Source organism: Corynebacterium sp., assembly GCF_012837295.1.
Classification (GTDB): Bacteria; Actinomycetota; Actinomycetes; order Mycobacteriales; family Mycobacteriaceae; genus Corynebacterium.
The window spans coordinates 1-19,052 of sequence record NZ_DURI01000308.1 but is presented as its reverse complement, the minus strand read 5'-3'; the positions used below and the strand labels follow the sequence as shown (position 1 = coordinate 19,052).

At 69.7% G+C, this 19,052-nt stretch carries 17 protein-coding genes; 4 read left to right on the top strand and 13 right to left on the bottom strand.

Annotation, left to right across the window (positions count from 1 at the left end; genetic code table 11):
* Positions 1–56 precede the first annotated feature (56 nt).
* Positions 57–1,553: a malate dehydrogenase (quinone) gene (gene mqo / locus GX015_RS10000; protein ID WP_291344828.1), complete on the bottom strand. Its 1,497-nt coding sequence runs from the start codon at positions 1,551–1,553 to the stop codon at positions 57–59.
* Between the two features lie 129 nt (positions 1,554–1,682).
* Between mqo and GX015_RS09995 the strand changes: the two genes are divergently transcribed.
* On the top strand, positions 1,683–2,702 hold the full coding sequence (locus GX015_RS09995; protein WP_291344826.1) for an alpha/beta hydrolase: 1,020 nt from the start codon (positions 1,683–1,685) through the stop codon (positions 2,700–2,702).
* Between the two features lie 42 nt (positions 2,703–2,744).
* On the top strand, positions 2,745–4,166 hold the full coding sequence (gene mtr / locus GX015_RS09990) for a mycothione reductase (protein ID WP_291344824.1): 1,422 nt from the start codon (positions 2,745–2,747) through the stop codon (positions 4,164–4,166).
* 12 nt (positions 4,167–4,178) lie between these two features.
* Here mtr and GX015_RS09985 read toward each other — a convergent pair whose 3' ends face one another.
* From GX015_RS09985 to dxr, 7 genes are all read right to left on the bottom strand, one after another.
* Positions 4,179–5,105, bottom strand: a complete 927-nt coding sequence (locus GX015_RS09985) for a hypothetical protein (protein ID WP_291344822.1) — start codon at positions 5,103–5,105, stop codon at positions 4,179–4,181.
* 111 nt (positions 5,106–5,216) lie between these two features.
* On the bottom strand, positions 5,217–6,704 hold the full coding sequence (locus GX015_RS09980) for a cobyric acid synthase (RefSeq protein WP_291344820.1): 1,488 nt from the start codon (positions 6,702–6,704) through the stop codon (positions 5,217–5,219).
* Positions 6,705–6,708: 4 nt separating this feature from the next.
* On the bottom strand, positions 6,709–7,617 hold the full coding sequence (gene map / locus GX015_RS09975; RefSeq protein ID WP_291344818.1) for a type I methionyl aminopeptidase: 909 nt from the start codon (positions 7,615–7,617) through the stop codon (positions 6,709–6,711).
* 31 nt (positions 7,618–7,648) lie between these two features.
* Positions 7,649–9,499 carry a penicillin-binding transpeptidase domain-containing protein gene (locus GX015_RS09970; RefSeq protein WP_291344816.1) on the bottom strand — a complete coding sequence of 617 codons (1,851 nt, stop codon included), beginning with the start codon at positions 9,497–9,499 and terminating at the stop codon, positions 7,649–7,651.
* 97 nt (positions 9,500–9,596) lie between these two features.
* Positions 9,597–10,757, bottom strand: coding sequence for a flavodoxin-dependent (E)-4-hydroxy-3-methylbut-2-enyl-diphosphate synthase (ispG, locus tag GX015_RS09965; protein WP_291344814.1), 1,161 nt, complete (start codon positions 10,755–10,757; stop codon positions 9,597–9,599).
* Between the two features lie 55 nt (positions 10,758–10,812).
* Entirely contained in the window at positions 10,813–12,045 is a 1,233-nt protein-coding gene (locus GX015_RS09960) for a site-2 protease family protein (RefSeq protein ID WP_291344812.1), read from the bottom strand.
* The gene (dxr, locus tag GX015_RS09955; RefSeq protein WP_291344810.1) at positions 12,042–13,190 is read right to left on the bottom strand and encodes a 1-deoxy-D-xylulose-5-phosphate reductoisomerase; all 1,149 of its coding nucleotides are present in this window, start codon (positions 13,188–13,190) and stop codon (positions 12,042–12,044) included. Before dxr ends, GX015_RS09960 begins: the two co-directional genes overlap by 4 nt.
* Positions 13,191–13,348: 158 nt before the next feature.
* Between dxr and GX015_RS09950 the strand changes: the two genes are divergently transcribed.
* Entirely contained in the window at positions 13,349–13,822 is a 474-nt protein-coding gene (locus tag GX015_RS09950) for a DUF2631 domain-containing protein (RefSeq protein ID WP_291344807.1), read from the top strand.
* Between the two features lie 98 nt (positions 13,823–13,920).
* Here the strand turns inward: GX015_RS09950 and rlmN are convergent, their stop codons facing one another.
* Positions 13,921–15,018, bottom strand: a complete 1,098-nt coding sequence (rlmN, locus tag GX015_RS09945; protein WP_291344805.1) for a 23S rRNA (adenine(2503)-C(2))-methyltransferase RlmN — start codon at positions 15,016–15,018, stop codon at positions 13,921–13,923.
* Between the two features lie 66 nt (positions 15,019–15,084).
* On the opposite strand from rlmN, the gene GX015_RS09940 reads away from it, so the two are divergent.
* The gene (locus GX015_RS09940; RefSeq protein ID WP_291344803.1) at positions 15,085–15,522 is read left to right on the top strand and encodes a lipopolysaccharide assembly LapA domain-containing protein; all 438 of its coding nucleotides are present in this window, start codon (positions 15,085–15,087) and stop codon (positions 15,520–15,522) included.
* An 11-nt stretch (positions 15,523–15,533) separates the two neighbouring features.
* Here the strand turns inward: GX015_RS09940 and GX015_RS09935 are convergent, their stop codons facing one another.
* The 4 genes from GX015_RS09935 to tsf all read right to left on the bottom strand — a co-directional run bounded on the left by GX015_RS09935 (position 15,534) and on the right by tsf (position 18,794).
* Positions 15,534–16,331: a phosphatidate cytidylyltransferase gene (locus tag GX015_RS09935; protein ID WP_291344831.1), complete on the bottom strand. Its 798-nt coding sequence runs from the start codon at positions 16,329–16,331 to the stop codon at positions 15,534–15,536.
* A 161-nt stretch (positions 16,332–16,492) separates the two neighbouring features.
* Positions 16,493–17,050, bottom strand: coding sequence for a ribosome recycling factor (gene frr / locus GX015_RS09930; RefSeq protein WP_291344801.1), 558 nt, complete (start codon positions 17,048–17,050; stop codon positions 16,493–16,495).
* Positions 17,051–17,115: 65 nt separating this feature from the next.
* Positions 17,116–17,853, bottom strand: coding sequence for a UMP kinase (gene pyrH, locus GX015_RS09925; RefSeq protein ID WP_291344799.1), 738 nt, complete (start codon positions 17,851–17,853; stop codon positions 17,116–17,118).
* 113 nt (positions 17,854–17,966) lie between these two features.
* Entirely contained in the window at positions 17,967–18,794 is an 828-nt protein-coding gene (tsf, locus tag GX015_RS09920) for a translation elongation factor Ts (RefSeq protein ID WP_291344797.1), read from the bottom strand.
* Positions 18,795–19,052 lie beyond the last annotated feature (258 nt).

The following is a 19,052-nucleotide window of genomic DNA, read 5'->3' as shown; positions in this document are numbered from 1 at the left end:
GCGGTGGCCCCCATCAATCAATGGGGGTCACCGCCGCCGATCAGACCGGGCCGGGCTTAACGCTCCAGCTTCAGGGCCTTCTGCGAGGCGTCCCAGACCTTCTTGTACAGCTCCGGGTCCTCGGACAGCTGGGTGCCGTAGGAGGGCACGAGCTCCTTGATCTTCGGGGTCCAGGCGCTCATCTTGTCGCCGAAGCAGCGCTCGAGCAGCTCGATCATCACGGCCGGGGCGATGGAGGCGCCCGGGGACGCGCCCATCAGGCCGGCGATGGAGCCGTCGGCGGAGTTGATCACGGCGGTGCCGAACTCCAGGGTGCCGAACTTCGGCGCCTTCGCGGGCTTGATCACCTGCACGCGCTGGCCGGCGTTGACGATCTCCCAGTCCTCGTCGCGGGCGTTGGGCACGTACTCGCGCAGCGACTCGACGCGCGCGGCGTGGTTCTTGATGACCTCGGTGATCAGGTACTTGGTCAGGCCCATCTCGTGGACGCCGACGCCGAGCAGCGTGGACAGGTTGTGCAGTCGCAGCGACTTCGGCAGGTCGGTGAGCTTGCCCTGCTTGAGGAACTTCGGGGTCCAACCGGCGTAGGGGCCGAACAGCAGGCCCTTCTTGCCGTCGATGACGCGGGTGTCCAGGTGCGGCACGGACATCGGCGGGGTGCCGACGGACGCCTTGCCGTAGACCTTGGCGTCATGCTTGGCGATGAGCTCCTCGTTGGTGCAGCGCAGCCACTGGCCGGACACCGGGAAGCCGCCGTAACCCTTGATCTCCGGGATGCCGGCCTTCTGCAGCAGCGGCAGAGCGTTGCCGCCGGCGCCGACGAACACGAAGTTCGCGCGGACCGTGCGGGTGTCGCCGGTGTGCATGTTCTTCACCGTAATGACCCACTTGGCGCCCTCGCGGGTGACGTTCTTGACCTCGTGGCCGTAGCGGATCTCGGTGCCGCGGTCGGACAGCGCGGCCAGGTACTGCTTGGTCAGCGCGCCGAAGTTGACGTCGGTGCCGTTGGGGTTGCGGATCGCGGAGACCGGGGTGGAGAAGTCGCGGCCCTCGGCCATCAGCGGCAGGTACTCGGCGAAGCGGTCGTGGTCCTCGATGAGCTCTTGGCCGTGGAACAGCGGCTCGTCGTTCAGCGCGTCGAAGCGACGGCGCATGAACGCCATCTGCTCCGGGCCCTGGGCGAAGGTGGTGTGGTCGACGGCGTTGATGAACGCGCGCGGGTCGGTGATGACCCCGTCCTCGACCAGGTTGGTCCACAGCTGGCGGGAGACCTGGAACTGCTCGTTGATCTTCAGCGCCTTGTCGACGTTGACCACGCCGTTGGACTCGGGCGTGTAGTTGAGCTCGCACAGCGCCGCGTGGCCGGTGCCCGCGTTGTTCCACGGGGAGGACGACTCTTCGGCCGGCTGGTCCAGGCGCTCGAAGATGACCTGGGACCAACCCGGCTCGAGCTCCGTGAGGAGCACGCCGAGCGTGGCGCTCATGACGCCCGCGCCGATCAGGGCAACGTCGACTTCGTCACCGACGGTGGCGGGAAGATTGTTTTCAGACACTGCGGTCAACATCCTTCATGACTAGGTAATCGGGCGGCGCACGCACGTCCCCCGGACTGACACACTGTTCCCATCCATTGTGTCACAACCCCGGGTGCACCCCCATAATGTGCCGCTAGGCTGTGGGCCGTGACCTTCAATGACGAGACCATCCCCACCCCCGAATGGACGCCCGGCCTCCTGGGCGACGAGTTCCCCGAAACCGTCGTCGGCCTGGGCCCGGATCCGGATGGCGAGGGCACGGTCGTCGCCACCGTCGTCAAGTACGCGCCCCCCGGCGCCGACGGGGCCGGCTTCACGCGCCGTCCGGCGGTGCTGTGGATACATGGCATGAGCGACTATTTCTTCCAGGAACACGTCGCCCGAGTCGTCCATGAGGCGGGTTACGCCTTCTACGCGGTGGATCTCCGCAAGTGCGGGCGGTCGCGCCGCGAGGGGCAGCGCTGGCACCACGTCGCCGACTTGTCGCTTTACGACGTCGACCTGGACGCCACCGCCGCCCTGATCCTCGACGCCGGGCACCCCACCCTGTCTCCTCTGGCCCACTCCACGGGCGGCCTCGTCGCGGCGCTGTGGCTCGACGGGCTCCGCGAGCGTGACCCTGACATGCACGCGAAAATCCCCGGCGCCGTGCTCAACAGCCCATGGCTGGATCTGCAGTATCCGCGGATGCAGCGGGCCGTCGTCAAGCTGGCCGCCAAGGTCATGGCGCGGCGCGCGCCCGACCGACTCACCCCCGACAAGGGGCTGGGCGGGTACGGGCAGTCCATCTACAAGGGCGCCAAGGGCGACTGGGCCTTCGACGTCACGCTCAAGCCCGTCGAGGGGCACGTGAAGTCGTGGTCGTGGCTCAACGCGGTCCTCGTGGCGCAGCGCCGGCTGCACCGCGGCATCGAGGTCGGCGTGCCCTGCCTGGTGCTGCATTCCGACCGCTCGGCGGTCAACGCCGATTGGTCGCCGTCGCTGGACACGGCGGACGCGGTGCTCGACGTGGAACAGATCGCGCGGAGGACGCGTTGTCTGGGAAGCGGGGCCCGGCACAGGGCCATCCCCGGTGCCCGGCACGACGTGTTCCTGTCCAAGGAGCACGCCCGCGCACAGGCGCTGTCGGAGACGATCCTGTTCTTCGACTCGGTCAACGGCCGCTGACCCCCGCCACCGAGACCTTCCGATCAACCACGAGGAGATGCATTGTCCAGCGACACCGCCCGGCACTACGACCTGATCATCATCGGCACCGGATCGGGCAACTCGATCCCGTCCCCCGCCTTCGATGACGTGAGCATCGCTCTGGTCGAGGAAGGCCGTTTCGGCGGCACCTGCCTCAACGTCGGCTGCATCCCCACCAAAATGTACGTCCTGGCCGCCGACGCAGCCCGGAACGTCTCCGAGGCCGCCCGCCTGGGCGTCCACGCCCACGTGGATTCCGTCGACTGGGACTCGATCAAGGAGCGCGTGTTCGCCAAGCGCATCGACGCCATCGCCGACGGCGGCGAGGCGTACCGCCGCGGCCCGGAGACGCCGAACATCGACGTCTACGACCGCCACGCCGTCTTCGTCGGGCCCCGCCGCATCCGCACCGGCCAGGGCGACGAGGAGATGGAGATCACCGCCGACCAGATCATCGTCGCGGCCGGTTCGCGCACCAAGATCCCGGGCTTCGTCACCGAGTCGGGCGTCGGGTACCGCACGAACAAGGACATCATGCGCATCGACCGCCTGCCGGAGGAGATGATCATCCTCGGCGGCGGCTTCATCGCCACCGAGTTCGCGCACGTCTTCTCGTCGCTGGGCGTGAAGGTCCACGTCATCGTCCGCTCCGGCGCCATGAACCGCGAGTCCGACGCCGAAGTGTCGAAGCGCTTCACCGAGGTCGCCTCCCGCGATTGGGACGTCCGCCTCAACACCACCATCGAGTCGCTGCGCGAGGAACGGGCGGCCGACGGGTCGACCGTCGTCGTCGCGGAGCTTTCCGACGGCACCGAGGTCCGGGGCGGCGAATTCCTCGTGGCCACCGGGCGCACCCCCAACGGAGACCTGATGGAGCTCGCCGCCGGCGGGGTGGACATGACCGACGACGGCCGCATCGCCGTCGACGAGCACGGCCGCACCTCCGCCGAGGGCGTGTGGGCGCTGGGCGACGTGTCCAGCCCGCATCAGCTGAAGCACATCGCCAACCATGAGGCGAAGGTCGTCTTCCACAACGTCCTCAACCCGGGGAACCTGCGGTCCTTCGACCACCGGCACATCCCGTCCGCGGTGTTCTCGCACCCGCAGATCGGCCAGGTCGGCATGACCGAGGACGAGGCCCGCGAGTGGGCCGCCGCCAACGGCACCGACGTCACCGTGAAGGTGCAGAACTACGGCGACGTGGCGTACGGCTGGGCGCTGGAGGACCGCGACGGCTTCGCCAAGCTCATCGCCGACAAGAAGACCGGCCGCCTCGTCGGCGCCCACTTCATCGGCGAGCAGGCCGCCACCCTGGTGCAGCAGTGCATCCAGATGATGGCCTTCGAGCAAGACGTCCGCGAGGTCGTGGAGAAGCAGCACTGGATCCACCCGGCGCTGCCCGAGGTCATCGAGAACGCGATCCTCGGCCTCGAGTTCGACTGACCGCCGGCTCGGCTATCCGCAGACGACCGGACGCCCGGCCAGCGCCTCCAGCACCAGGCCGTGCGTGACGGGGTGATCTCGCATGTCGTCGTGGGTGAACGGTGACGGCGCGGCCGGGCACACGTCCTGGATCAGGGCGTTCGTCACCGTCGCCCCGGGGCCCGCCTCCAGGAATGCCCCGGGCGCGGTGCTGGCCGTCGTATCATCGGCCGACGCCAGGACCGTGTAATCGACGCCCGGCTGAGTGTCGGGCAGGGTCTCCAGGTGCGCCACGACGTCGGAACCGTTGAGCTGCTGCATCGCCGCGGGGCCGAGGATGGCATCGCCGATGGCCACGGCACCCGAGCTGGAATGCAGGTTCAGCTGGTCGAGCCCGTCCATCGACGTGCCGCGGTGCGTGCCCGCAAGGTAGATCGCATCATCGACGAACTCCGCCGCCCCGTGATCGTTCATGGCCAGCCGCATCAACAGCGCGGCCTGGGAATGCCCGACGACGTCGACCTTTCCCGCTGCCCGCCCGGCCGCGGTCTCTCCGGCCACGTGCCGGATCGCCCGGTCGACCGCCGCGGCGCTCTCGCGCACGTCGCCGACTCCGTTGCTGCCGGGAATGCCACCGCGCACCGATTCCCGGTGCCACCCGTATTCGAGCGAGAAGACGCAGTAGCCGGCGTCGACCAGCGGGGCGCCGAGCTTCGCCATGTCCTGGGCGACGCTCCACGTGCCGTGGATGAGCAGGACGGGCTGCGGGTGCTCCGGCGACGGCACGCACCCGGGGTCGTTCGCCCACCCCAACTCCGGGAACGGCTCCTCGACCGCGGCCGCCGACCCGAGGTCCGCGGATCCGGTGGGGGCCGCCGGTTCGGCCGTGGCCATGCCCGACCCCATCGCCATGCACATCATCGCGGCGGCTCCGATCGCCCCGAAACGCACCCGTGTCATCCGCCACTCCCCTGATCGGGCCCGCCTCTGCGGGCCGATTGCCGTGTCATCGCCGAATCTAGGGGATCCGGCGCCATCACCGTCGGCGATTCGCGCGGAGACGTCCGGGGACTACCCCAGTTCGGGCACTCCCGTCGCCGCCGCGAGCGCAGGCCCCGCGAGATGCTCCTCGATCGCGTCGGCGATGAGGTCCAGTTGCCGCAGCCGCTCGGCGCGGAAATCCGTGTCCGGTGCGACGACGAAGCCGTCCAGCCCCGCTGCGTCGGCCACCGTCCGCAGGTATTCGCGGCGCAGTGCATCGTTTTCCAGCAACCCGTGCCGGTGCGTCCCCGCCACGGCGCCGCGCACGGCGCCCTCGCCATGCGGCCACGGTTCCTCGGCGCTTCGGACCACGCGGCCGTTGTGCACCTCGTAGGAACCGTCGTCGTGCCGGGCGAGCACCTTCTCCTCGCCGAACTCGACGTCCGCGTCGAAGATGCCCAGACCGTCGACGCGCACGGGGTCGCCGGTGACGCCATCCGGATTCTCCACGCCGTCGACGATGGACGTGCACATCATCTGGAAGCCACCGCAGATGCCCAGCGTCGGCTCGCCCCGGGCTGCGCGGCGGACCAGAGCGTCGTCAAGCCCCTGCTCCCGCAGCCACCCGAGATCGTGGACCGTGGCCTTGGTGCCGGGCAACACGACCAGATCGGCGCGCGCGACCGTGCTCGGATCGGCCGTCCACTCGACGCGGACGCCGGGCTCCGCGGCCAGCGCCTCGACGTCGGTGGCGTTGGACACCCTCGGCAGTCGGATGGCGGCGACGACGAGGACGTCCTCCCCCAGCGGCCGCGTCGCCGGTCCGACGGACGTCGAGGCGACCGTGCCCAGCGAATCCTCGGCGTCGATCCACAGCCCCCGGATGAAGGGGATGACGCCGAGGACCGGCACTCCCGTGCGCTGCTCCACGACGTCGAGGCCCGGAGCGAGCAACTCGACCGCCCCGCGGAACTTGTTGACCACGAACCCCGTGATCCGCCCCCGATCCCCCTCGCCGAGGATCGCGTGCGTGCCCACGAAATGCGCGAGCACCCCGCCGCGGTCGATGTCGCCGGCGACGAGCACCGGCAAATCGGCGGCCTCGGCCAGGCCCATGTTCGCGATGTCCGACTCGCGCAGGTTCACCTCGGCCGGCGACCCCGCGCCCTCGCACACCACGACGTCGTACCGCGCCCGCAGGTCGGCCAGGCAGTCCACGGTCACGGACCGCAGTGCTTTGCGACGCTCCCGGTACGTCAGCGCCGACACCGTCCCCTCCGCCCGGCCCCGCACCACGACCTGGCTCGTCTGATCCGAACCCGGCTTGAGCAGCACGGGATTGAAATCGACGCTGGGCTCCAGCCCGCATGCCAGGGCCTGCAGCGCCTGGGCGCGGCCGATCTCGCCGCCGTCGGGCGTCACGGCGCAATTGTTGGACATGTTCTGCGCCTTGAACGGCGCCACCGACACCCCGCGCCGCGCCAACAGCCGGCACAGCCCGGCGACGATCACCGACTTGCCCGCGTCCGACGTGCAGCCGGCGACGAGGAAGGACCTCCCCTGCGACCCCCGCGCCATGGGATCAGGCGCCCGGGGTCCAACCGGTGAGGAACTGGCCCTCCACGACCTCGTCGGGCTTGGTCAGGATCTCGTACCCCGAATCGGTGACCAGCACCGTGTGCTCGAACTGCGCCGTCCACTTGCGATCGGAGTTCTGGACGGTCCAGCCGTCCTCCCAGATCTCGTAATCCAGCTCGCCGAGGTTGATCATCGGCTCGACGGTCAGGGTCATGCCCGGCTCGAGGACGGTGGTCTGCGACGGCTCGTCGTAATGCAGGACGACCAGCCCGTTGTGGAACGTGGTGCCCACGCCGTGGCCGGTGAAGTCGCGGACCGTGTTGTAGCCGAAGCGGCGGGCGTAGGCCTCGATCACGCGGCCGATGACGTTGATCTCGCGGCCCGGCTTGATGGCCTTGATGCCGCGCATCGTCGCGTTGTACGTCCGCTCGACGAGCAGGCGGTGCTCTTCGGAAACGTCGCCGGCGAAGAAGGTCGCGTTGGTGTCGCCGTGCACGCCGTTCTTGTATCCGGTGACGTCGACGTTGACGATGTCGCCGTCCTCGATGACCTGCGTGCCCGGGATGCCGTGGCACACGATCTCGTTGAGCGACACGCACGAGCTCTTGGTGAACCCGCGGTAGCCCAGCGGCGACGGGTACGTGTCGTGGTCCATCAGGTACTCGTGCACGACCCGGTCGACGTCATCCGTGGTCGCGCCCGGGACGCACGCCTTGCCGGCCTCCACCAGCGCGTTGGCGGCGATGCGGGAGACCTCGCGCATCGACTCGATGTCCTCCGGGGTCTGGACCAGCGGCTCGCCGACGCCCTCGGCGACCTCGTCCTTCCACGCGTATTCCGGCCGCTCGATGTGGGCGGGCACGGTGCGGATGGGGGTGGGCTCCTGCATGGTCAACGGTGCACGATCGGTCATGGCGAACACGATACCCCCGCCCGTGGACGCCTCAGCCGACGGGCGCGGGGTCCGCCTGCTCGTCGAGGTTGGCCAGGAAGGCGTCGGTGACCGACACCGCGTGCTCCGAACCGCCGCCGTGGACGATGAGGGTGGCGAAGGCGATGTCGTCGCGCCATCCCGTGAACCACGCGTGCGATCCCCCGGAGACCTCGGCCTCGCCGGTCTTGCCGTAGACCTCGCCCCGCCCCGCGATCGCCGTGGCGGTGCCCGAGGTGACCACCGAGCGCATCACGGTGCGCAGGTGCTCGACCGTCGCGGGATCCAGCGGCTCCGGATGCGCCGAGGCCCACGTGCCGGCCTGCGGCACCAGGGTCGGGGTGGGCACGCGGCCGGCGGCCACGGTGGCCGACACCATGGCCATGCCGAAGGGGCTGGCCAGGTCGAAGCCCTGGCCGTAGCCGGCGTCGATGCGCTCGGCCTCGTCCGACCCGTCGGACACCGACCCCGTGATCGTGTCCAGGCCGGCGATCCGGTAATCCACGCCGAGGCCGAAGAGCTTGGCCTCCGACTGCAGTTCCCCCGGCTCCATGCGGTGCGAGATGTCTGCGAAGGTGGTGTTGCACGACCGCGCGAACGCATCGTTGAGCGACGTATTGCCGACGCCCGACCCGTTGTAGTTGGTGACCACGCGCGGGCCCAGCGTCATGGTGCCCGGGCACGGCACGGTCGACCCCGGGTCGAGGTCCAGGTGGTCCATGCCCGCCGCGGCGGTGACGATCTTGAACGTCGACCCCGGCGGGTACTGGCCCATCAGGGCCAGATCGCCCTTCTCGTCCGCCTTCCGGGTCTGCGCCACCGCGAGCACCTCGCCCGACGATGGGCGGACCGCCACGAGCATGACCTCCGCCTCCGGGCGCAGGTCCACGGCGCGCTGCGCGGCGTCCTGGACCGACTTGCTCACCGAGGCGCGGATCGCCGGCCGAACCTCCGGCGCGACGGAATGCAGGGACGCGAGCACCCCGCCGTCCGGGTTGGCGGCGACGATGTTCCAGCCGTCGCCGCCGGAGACGTCGTCGGAGACGACCCGCTCGACGCGGCTCATCAGTTCGGGAGCGAACCCGGGATCCGGGCGAACCATGGCCGCCTCGTCGTTGACGGAGACGCCGGGCAGCGACGCGAGCTCGTCGCGCACCTCGGCGGGCGCATCGGCCGGCAGCACGACGACGGAGAACGGCCCGGAACCGCCCGCCGCCCGGGGCCCGACGGCGCGGGCGTCGACCGTCGCGGCCTGCCGGCCCTCGTCGTCCTTGGGCATGCCGTTGTTGACCACCGTGGCGATGCGGTTGACCGCCCCCTGCACGTCCGGCACCGCCGAACGATCCAGCACCACGCGGTGCACCGTCCCCGGCTCCAGCAGCGACGCGCCATCGGAACCGACCACCGACGCCCGCGGGGCGGGAATGCGCCGCAGCTCCGGATGCTGGTTGTTGCCCAGGCGCGGGTGCAGCGCCGACGGGCTCCAGCGCACGGCCCACCGGCTATCGGACTTGGTCAGGTGGAACGTCGTGTCGTACAGCCACTCGCGGTCGCCCGCGAGATCCCAGTCCAGCGTGACCTCGGCCGTGGTGCGGCCGCCGTCGCCGCGGACCTCGCCGATCTCCGCCTCGAGCGTCTCCGCCGACAGGCCGTTCCACGCCGCGTCGAGGTCCTTCCGGGCCGTCGCCGCATGATCCGTGAGCTCCGCCGCCCCCGCGACGTCCCCGGCCGCCAGCGCGCCGAAAAAGTCCTCGAGGACGTCTTCCCCCGTGTCCGGGCGCGGCGTGCACGCCACCGCGGTGGCGGACATCGCGATGGCCGTGAACAGCGCGGCGAAACGCCGCCGCCGGGAACTGGAATTCATGCCGCGGACGCTATCACCGGAGACGGATCGCGCCCGGGTGGCACGCCGACGCGCGGACGCCGCGGATCGTCGTCAAGCCGAGAACCTTGCCCCAGGCTTAGGCGCCGGTGATCTTGACCTCCGGGCCACCGGTGACCGTGGCCTCGCCCTCGCCCATCTCCTCGGCGATGCGCATGGCCTCTTCGATGAGGGTCTCCACGATCTGGTCCTCCGGCACGGTCTTGATGACCTCGCCCTTGACGAAGATCTGGCCCTTGCCGTTGCCGGACGCCACGCCGAGGTCGGCGTCGCGCGCCTCGCCCGGCCCGTTGACCACGCAGCCCATGACGGCCACGCGCAGCGGAACCTCCATGCCCTCGAGGCCCGCGGTGACCTTCTCGGCCAGCTCGTAGACGTCGACCTGGGCACGGCCGCACGACGGGCAGGACACGATGTCCAGCTTGCGCGGGCGCAGGTTCAGCGACTGGAGGATCTGGTCGCCGACCTTGATCTCCTCCTCCGGCGGGGCCGACAGCGACACGCGGATGGTGTCGCCGATGCCCTCCGCCAGCAGCGCGCCGAACGCCACCGAAGACTTGATGGTGCCCTGGAACGCCGGGCCGGCCTCCGTCACGCCCAGGTGCAGCGGGTAGTCGCACTGCGCGGCGAGCTGGCGGTAGGCCTCCACCATGACGACGGGGTCGTTGTGCTTGACGGAGATCTTGATGTCGCCGAAGCCGTGCTCCTCGAACAGGCCGGCCTCCCACAGCGCGGACTCGACCAGCGCCTCGGGCGTGGCCTTGCCGTACTTATCCATGATCCGCTTGTCCAGCGACCCGGCGTTGACGCCGATGCGGATGGGGATGCCCGCGTCGCCGGCCGCCTTCGCGACCTCCTTGACGCGCCCGTCGAACTCCTTGATGTTGCCCGGGTTCACGCGCACGGCGGCGCAACCGGCGTCGATGGCGGCGAAGATGTACTTCGGCTGGAAGTGGATGTCCGCGATGACCGGGATCGGCGACTTCTTCGCGATGATCGGCAGCGCCTCGGCGTCGATCGTCTTCGGGCAGGCCACGCGCACGATGTCGCAGCCCGACGCCGTCAGCTGCGCGATCTGCTGCAGCGTGGCGTTGATGTCGTGCGTCTTCGTGTTGGTCATCGACTGCACGGAGATCGGGTGGTCCGACCCGACCCCCACGCCGCCGACCATCAGCTGGCGGGTCTTGCGACGCGGCGCGAGGACGGCGGGGGTTTCGGGGATTCCGAGCGAGACGTTCACGGGGAGTGCTTCCTCATTCCTGGGATTACCTGGATGGCGGGTCTATGAAAGGACGTTAGCCGAAAAGCCGGATCGGGTTGACCACGTCGGCTGCGATGACGATCACGCCGAAGGTCAGCAGCACGGCGGTGAAGGCCATGGTGACCGGCATGAGCTTGGTGTAGTCGGCGGGGCCGAGCGCGGGCTTGCCGGCAAGGCGGCGGATGAAGTCGCGCAGCTTCTCGTAGACGACCACGGCGATGTGCCCGCCGTCGAGCGGGGGCAGCGGCACGAGGTTGAACAGCGCCAGGAAGAAGTTGAGGTTCGCGAGCATCATCAGGAACCCGCTCCACATGTCGTTTTCGACCATCTCGCCGCCGACGCGGCTGGCGCCGACGACGCTCATGGGGCTCTCCTGGTCGCGCTCGGCGCCGAAGATCGACGCGACGACGCCGGGCACCTTCGACGGGATGGACAGCAGCCCGTCCCACACCGCGCCGAACATGTCGCCGGTGAACGCCAGCGCCCCCGGCACGGCGGTCAGCGGCGTGTACTCGTTGAGCGTGTTCTGCGGGCGCTCGAACAGCACGCCGACGGCCGGCACCCGGCTCACGGTGCCGTCCTGGGCGCGGCGCTCGACGACTTCCGGCTCCACGGAAATGGTTTCGGTGGTTCCCGCCCGCTCCACGGTGAATTCGATGGGCCCGCTTGACGACGACCCGACGGCCTCGATGACCTCCGGGTACGTCTCCACGGCCTCGCCGTTGACGGACGTGATCACATCGCCCGCGCGCAGTCCGGAGTCGCCGGCGGGGCCGGTGCCGGAGCAGTCCGACAGGGTGCCGTCGGCGTTCTGCGTCGCGGGGACGCACTGGGTGGCCTCTACCCGCGGCGAGTAGTCGGCGTTCATGTTCGGCAGGCCCCACGCCACGGCGACGACGTAGATGAGGAAAACGCCGACGACCAGGTTCATGGCCACGCCGCCGGAAAGCACCGCGATGCGCTGCCACCAGGGGCGGCGCCACATCGCGTGCTCCTCTTCCTCCGGCAGCACGGGATCCTGGGCCGTCATGCCCGCGATGTCGCAGAAGCCGCCCAGCGGCACCGCCTTGAGGCCGTACTCCGTTTCGTGCCCGCCCGCCCCGGCATGCCTGCGGCTGGTGGACCACACCGTCGGGCCGAAGCCGATGAAGTATCGGCGCACGCGCATGCCGCACATGCGCGCGGCCTGCATGTGACCCCACTCGTGCAGCGCGATGGTCACCGCGATGCCGAGCGCGAAAAGGAGGACCCCCAGTAGAAAACTCACCGCGCCAGCTTAGCCGCCAGCTCGGTGGACAGCGCCCTGGCCCGGCCCTCGACCTCGAGGACGTCGGCGATGTCCCGAGGATGCGCCGTCGCGTCGATCGCGGCCAGCGTCTCCCCCACGACGTCGACGATGTGAGGGAACGCGATGCGCCCCTCCAGGAATGCCTCGGCGGCCTCTTCATTGGCCGCGTTGTAGACCGCCGGGGTGCAGCCGCCGGCCGTCACCGACTCGCGCGCCAAGCGCACCGCGGGGAACACGTCGTCGTCGAGCGGCTCGAAGCGCCAGTCCATGGTGTCCCGGAAGTCCAGCGCCGGCTGAGCGTCGGCGACGCGGTCCGGCCACCCCAGCGCCAGGGCGATGGGCAGCTTCATCGACGGCGGAGAGGCCTGCGCGATGGTCGCGCCATCGACGAAGGTGACCATGGAATGGATGATCGACTGCGGGTGCACGGTGACGTCGATGCGTTCGGCCGGGACGTCGAAAAGCAGGGACGCTTCGATGAGCTCCAGGCCCTTGTTGACCATCGACGCCGAGTTCAGGGTGTTCATCGGCCCCATCGACCACGTCGGGTGGGCACCGGCCTGCTCGGGGGTGGCGGACATGAGCCGGTCGCGGGTCCAGCCGCGGAAGGGGCCGCCGGACGCGGTGAGCACGAGGCGATCGACCTCCTCCATCGTCCCCGACCGCAGGCACTGGGCCATCGCGGAATGCTCCGAATCGACGGGGACGAGCTGGCCCGGCTCCGCCGCCCGCAGGACCAGCGACCCGCCGGCCACGAGGGATTCCTTGTTCGCCAGCGCCAGGCGGGCGCCCGACTCCAGCGCGGCCAACGTCGCGCCGAGGCCCATGGAGCCCACCAGCGCATTGAGCACGACGTCCGCCTCGGCCTCGCGGACCAGGCGCTCGGCGGCGTCCGGGCCATGGAGCACCGCCGGGTCGATCGACGCGGCCGCTCCCCCGTCCGCGCACGCCACGCGATCGAACGACACGCCGTGGGTCGTCGCCTGGGCGGCCAGGAGTTCCGGGTTCCCCCCGCCGGCGGCCAGCCCGACCACGGCAAACCGTTCCGGATTGTCGGCGATCACCTCCAGCGCCTGGGTGCCGATGGAACCGGTGCTGCCGAGAACGAGAATCCTGGTCTTCACTGGGGTATTGTTACACCCGATACTCAACATTCGCTGAGAGTGTGCCAAAATGCACGTTAACGGGACCGCCGCGGGCGCGACCGCGGGCCGTACGTGAACGGCCCGACGGGCAACCGGCACCGCGGCGGCGAAGGTACGGCGCAAACAGGAGGATTACCGTGGCCCACGGACACAAGAAGGAAGAGATCTACAACGGCGTCAGCAATCTCGACGTCCCCGCCGCCAAGTGGGGCTGGAGCGGCCTCAGCGAGGGCGCGCTGCAGAAGGCGGGCTGGATTTCCGTGATCTTCCTGATCGCGATGCTCTGGGGCAACCACCCCGGCAAGGTCGAGAACATCTGGCTGATCAGCCTCGCGGCGATCTTCGCCATCGCCCTCCTGTGGCGCGCGTTCTCGCCGAAGGGCAAGCAGGTCCGCACCGTCACCGCCCGCAACAAGCCGCTCGGCCACGTCGAGCCGCAGTGGGCCCACGACCAGGTGCACGGCACCGGCGCCTACGCCGAGCTGAACGAGAAGCAGATGCGCGCCTGGAACCACGCCCCGGGCACCTGGGGCAAGAACGCCGCCCAGACCCCGATCACCGGCGGCATCCCGTCGATCGACGAGGACAAGGGCAAGACCCTCCAGGCCTAATCCTCACTGGAGGCCCGCCCGGCCCGCCGGGCAGTGCAACGCCCGCACCGTGTTTCCACGGTGCGGGCGTTTTTCGCGTGTCCGGATGTCGTGCCCCGCTACGCCCCTTCGGCGGCGAGCTGGCCGCACGCGGCGGCGATCTCGTTGCCGCGGGTGTCGCGCACGGTGCAGGGCACGCCCTGTTCGCGGACGCGGCGGACGAACTCGTCCTGCTGCGCCTTCGGCGACGCGTCCCACTTCGACCCCGGCGTCGGGTTGAGCGGGATGAGGTTGACGTGGACGCGCGAGCCGAGCGCCTTGTGCAGCTTCTTGCCCAGCATGTCGGCGCGCCAGCCCTGGTCGTTGATGTCGCGGATGAGCGCGTACTCGATGGAGACGCGGCGGCCCGACTTGTCGGCGTAATACCGGGCGGCGTCGAGGACCTCGGAGACGCTGAACCGGTTGTTGATGGGCACCAGCGTGTCGCGCAACTCGTCGTCGGGCGTGTGCAGGCTCACGGCCAACCTGACCGACATGTCCTCGTCGGCGAGCTTCCGGATCGCCGGCGCGAGCCCCACCGTGGACACCGTCACGTTGCGCTGCGAAATGCCGAACCCGCCGGGCACGGGATCGGTGATGCGGCGGACGGCGGCGACGACGCGCTTGTAGTTGGCCAGCGGCTCGCCCATGCCCATGAACACGATGTTGGACAGGCGGCCGCCCTCGTCGCGCATCGTGGCGGCGGCCTCGCGCACCTGGTCGATGATCTCGGCCGTCGACAGGTTGCGCTGCAGACCGCCCTGGCCGGTGGCGCAGAACGGGCAGGCCATGCCGCAGCCGGCCTGCGAGGAAATGCACAGGGTCGCGCGATCCGGGTACTTCATCAGCACCGACTCCAGCAGGGTGCCGTCGCCGGCCTTCCACAGGGTCTTGCGCGTTTCGCCGTCGTCGCAGGAGATGTGGCGCACCGGATCCAGCAGAGGCGGGAACAGGGCCTCCTTGACCATGCCGCGGGCGGAGGCCGGCAGGTCGGTCATGGTCTCCGGGTCCGCCTCGAGGCGGCCGTAGTAGTGGCGGGCGATCTGGTTCGCGCGGAACGCAGGCAGGCCGAGCTCCGTCACCGCCTCCTTGAGGGCCGGGCCGTCGAGGTCCGCGAGGTGGGTGTCGGGCATGCCGCGGCGGGGCGCTTTGAACACGAGCGGGAGTTGCTTGGTCATGATGGCCCCATCATCGCACGTCGAAACCGATGGCGGCGAACCGCGCGGCATAGTTGAATGGTGAGCATGACTGAACGCGATTACCCCGCCGCTCCCGGACCGTCCCGGGACGGCCGTGCCCTTCCCCCGGAGCAGGCGCCCGTAGAGCGTTACGACGACGCGGCGCTCGAGCCCTCCCCCGTGTCCGATCATGAACCCGTGCACGAGACCGCCGTGGAGCCCGTCGACCGGCACGAGGAGACGCGCCCTGCAAAGCCGGCCAAGCGCGGCGGCGCCGCCTCGAGCACGTGGGTCGCGCTGATCATCGGCGCGCTGCTGCTGATCCTGCTGCTGGTGTTCATCATGCAGAACCAGCAGTCCGTGGAGCTGCACCTGTTCGCGTGGACGTGGAACTTCCCGTTGGGCGTCGGCCTGCTGCTCGCCTCGATCATCGGCGGCCTGATCATGGCCTGCGCCGGCATCTGGAAAATGTTCGAGATGAAGCGCCAGCTCAAGAACCGCTGACGCGCGGACCGCTACAGGCCGAAGATCGTCAACAGCATCCAGGTCATGGCCGCCGCCGGCAGCATGCCGTCGAGGCGGTCCATGAGCCCGCCGTGGCCCGGGATCATCGAGGACATGTCCTTGATGCCCAGGTCGCGCTTGAACTGGGACTCGACCAGGTCCCCGAGGGTCGCGGCGACCACGAGCAATATGCCCAGGGCCAAACCGAACCACCACGGGCCGTCGAGAAGCAAAATCGTCGACGCGACGCCCACGGCCGAACCGAAGACGACCGAGCCCGCGAAGCCCTCCCAGGACTTCTTCGGGCTCACCGCCGGCGCCATGGGGTGCTTTCCGAAGAACACGCCCGCGATGTAGCCGCCGACGTCGTTGGCCACCACGCACAGCATGAAGGCGACGATCACCCACACCGGGTTGACGTCGCCGGGCGTGGGCATCCGCGCCAGGCTCGCCCCGAAGGCGAGGCACAGCGGGATCCACAAGATGATGAAGCAACCTACGCCGACGTCGCGGAGCCAATTTCGCGGGGCCTCGTTCGCCCCGTAGAGGAACAACCTGCTGACCAGCAGGAACATGAGCGTCGCCAGAAGACCGACGGCGATGCCGGCGACCCCCATCGGCCAGGACAGCCAGATCATCGACTGCCCGCCGAGGATGAGCACCGGCCGCGGCAACATCCAGTCCGACTCGCGGAGCCGCTGGGCCACCTCCCACGTACCCAGCGCGGCGGCGCCGGCGACGAGGACGTACCACGCCCACGCCCCCAGGAACAGCGAACCGATGACCAGGGCGCCCAAAAACGCGCCCATGGCGACCGCCACGGGCACGTTGCGCCCCGCGGAGTTGCGGGGTTTGGGAAGACGGAGCTCCTCGAGGAGGCGCTCGGGATTCGGCGAGGGCACGTCAGCTCCGGTTCATGGAAGGGTCAGGGACGTCGAACTGGCCCCGCAGGAGACGGGGCGGCGAGGTCCTAGACCTCCATCAGCTCGCCTTCCTTGCGCTCGACCAGCGCGTCGACCTGCTCGACGTACTTCTTGGTCACGCCGTCGAGCTCCTTCTCGGCGGTCTGCACCTCGTCCTCGCCCGCGTCGCCGTCCTTCTGGATCTTCTTCAGCGATTCCATGCCCTTGCGGCGCACGTTGCGGATGGCGATCTTGGCGTCCTCGCCCTTGCCCTTGGCCATCTTGGCCATCTCGCGGCGGCGCTCCTCCGTCAGCTGCGGCACGGTGACTCGCAGGACGTGGCCGTCGTTGGTCGGGTTGACGCCGAGATCCGAATTGCGGATCGCGTTCTCGATGTCCTGCATGACCGACGGCTCATACGGCTTGATGATGAGCATCCGCGGCTCCGGCACCGAGATCGTGGACATCTGGGTGATCGGGGTCGGCGCGCCGTAGTACTCGGCCATGACGCCGTTGAACATCGCGGGATTGGCCCGGCCGGTGCGGATGTGGGTCAGCTCCTCGCGGCAGTGCTCCACGGAGTTGGCCATCTTCTCTTCTGCGTCGAGCAGCGTCTCGTCGATCATCGTCGCCTCTTCTATCTGGGACCGGTCGGACTCGTCCCTCGCGGGTGTTACGGGTCTTTAATCTATCAGCTGCGCACGAGCGTGCCGATGTGCTCGCCCGCCACGGCGCGGGCGATGTTGCCGTCCGTGAGCAGATTGAACACCAGGATCGGCATGTCGTTGTCCATGCACAGCGAGAACGCGGTCGCGTCGGCGACGCGCAGCTCGCGCTCGATGACCTCGCGGTGGGTGATGTGGTCGAACAGCTCGGCGTCGGGGTTCTCGCGCGGATCGTCCGAGTAGACGCCGTCGACGCCCTTGGCCATCAGCAGCACCTCGCACCCGATCTCCAGGGCGCGCTGGGCGGCGGTGGTGTCGGTGGAGAAGTACGGCATGCCCATGCCGGCGCCGAAGATGACCACGCGGCCCTTCTCCAGGTGGCGCTTGGCGCGCAGCGGCAGGTACGGCTCGGCGACCTGCGTCATCTGGATGGCCGTCTGCACCCGCGAGTCGACGCCCTGCTGCTCGAGGAAGTCCTGCAGCGCCAGGCAGTTCATGACGGTGCCCAGCATGCCCATGTAGTCCGAGCGGGCGCGGTCCATGCCGCGCTGCTGCAGCTGCGCGCCGCGGAAGAAGTTGCCGCCGCCGATGACGACGCACACCTCGGTGCCCGAGCGGGCGACCTCCGCGATCTGGCGGGCGACGTTCTCGACCACGTTGGGGTCCACGCCCACGGAGCCGCCACCGAACATTTCACCGCCCAGCTTCAGCATCACTCGCCGGAAACCGGTTCGGGTGTCCTTGTCGGTGGAGGAGTCGGTCATGGCCCTTCTTTCTCTGCGCGGGTTGAAACGGCTATCGCAGATGGTACACGCGCAAAGGGGCGGGCCCCGAACCGATGAAGGTCCGGGGCCCGCCCCATGCTCGGGTGCGGCCTCTAGTGCTGGCCGACCTCGAAGCGGGCGAAGCCGGTCAGGGCGACGCCGGCGTCGTCCATGAGCTGCTTGACGGTCTTCTTGGAGTCGGCGACGGACGCCTGCTCCAGCAGGACGATGTCCTTGAAGAAGCCGTTCATGCGGCCCTCGACGATCTTCGGGAGCGCGGCCTCGGGCTTGCCCTCCTCGCGGGTGATGTTCTCCAGGACGGCGCGCTCGGACTCGACGCGCTCGGCCGGGACGTCCTCGCGGGAGAGGTACTGCGCCTTCAGCGCGGCGACCTGCATGGCGGCGACGTGGGCGGCCTGCTCGGCCTCCTCGCCGGAACCGGTGTAGGCGACCAGCACGCCGACGCCGGCGGGCAGGTCCGAGGCGCGGCGGTGGAGGTACACGGCGACGTTGTCGCCCTCCAGCGTCACGGCGCGGCGCAGCTCGAGCTTCTCGCCGATCTTGGCGGACAGCTCGTGGGTGGCGTCGGCGGCGGACTGGCCGTCGAGGTCGGCGGCGGCGAGCTCCTCCGGGGTGTTCGCGTTCACCTTGGCGGCCGCCTCGGCGACCTTGTTGGCGAACTCGATGAACTCGGAGTTCTTGGCCACGAAGTCGGTCTCGGAGTTGACCTCGACCATGGTGTTGCCGGAGACGGCGATGAGGCCCTCGGCGGCGGTGCGCTCGGCGCGCTTGCCCACGTCCTTGGCGCCCTTGACGCGCAGGATCTCGACGGCCTTGTCGAAGTCACCCTCGGTCTCGACCAGGGCGTCCTTGCAGGCCTTCATGCCGGAGCCGGTGAGCTCGCGGAGCTTCTTGACGTCGGCGGCGGTGAAATTCGCCATGTGCGGCGATCCTCCTTGGTGTCGTGTGTCGGATGGGCCGTCGGGAATGCGGCCCGGGAGACTGCCCGTGCGGACAGTCTCCCACATCGACGGTTTCCCGTCCCCGCGGAACTACTCGGCGGCCGGAGTCTCGGCCTCGGTGGCCTGCTCGGCCGGAGCCTCGGTGGCCGGGGTCTCGGCCGGAGCCTCGGTGGCCGGGGTCTCGGCCTGCTCGGCCGGGGCCTCGGTGGCCGGGGTCTCGGCCTGCTCGGCCGGGGC

Excerpts from the sequence above, each read along its gene's own strand:
- GX015_RS09985 (WP_291344822.1), bottom strand. The coding sequence starts at position 5,105 with ATGACACGGGTGCGTTTCGGGGCGATCGGAGCCGCCGCGATGATGTGC.
- GX015_RS09980 (WP_291344820.1), bottom strand. The coding sequence starts at position 6,704 with ATGGCGCGGGGGTCGCAGGGGAGGTCCTTCCTCGTCGCCGGCTGCACG.
- map (WP_291344818.1), bottom strand. The coding sequence starts at position 7,617 with ATGACCGATCGTGCACCGTTGACCATGCAGGAGCCCACCCCCATCCGC.
- GX015_RS09970 (WP_291344816.1), bottom strand. The coding sequence starts at position 9,499 with ATGAATTCCAGTTCCCGGCGGCGGCGTTTCGCCGCGCTGTTCACGGCC.
- rlmN (WP_291344805.1), bottom strand. The coding sequence starts at position 15,018 with ATGACCAAGCAACTCCCGCTCGTGTTCAAAGCGCCCCGCCGCGGCATG.
- GX015_RS09940 (WP_291344803.1), top strand. The coding sequence starts at position 15,085 with ATGACTGAACGCGATTACCCCGCCGCTCCCGGACCGTCCCGGGACGGC.
- GX015_RS09935 (WP_291344831.1), bottom strand. The coding sequence starts at position 16,331 with ATGGGCGCGTTTTTGGGCGCCCTGGTCATCGGTTCGCTGTTCCTGGGG.
- frr (WP_291344801.1), bottom strand. The coding sequence starts at position 17,050 with ATGATCGACGAGACGCTGCTCGACGCAGAAGAGAAGATGGCCAACTCC.
- pyrH (WP_291344799.1), bottom strand. The coding sequence starts at position 17,853 with ATGACCGACTCCTCCACCGACAAGGACACCCGAACCGGTTTCCGGCGA.
- tsf (WP_291344797.1), bottom strand. The coding sequence starts at position 18,794 with ATGGCGAATTTCACCGCCGCCGACGTCAAGAAGCTCCGCGAGCTCACC.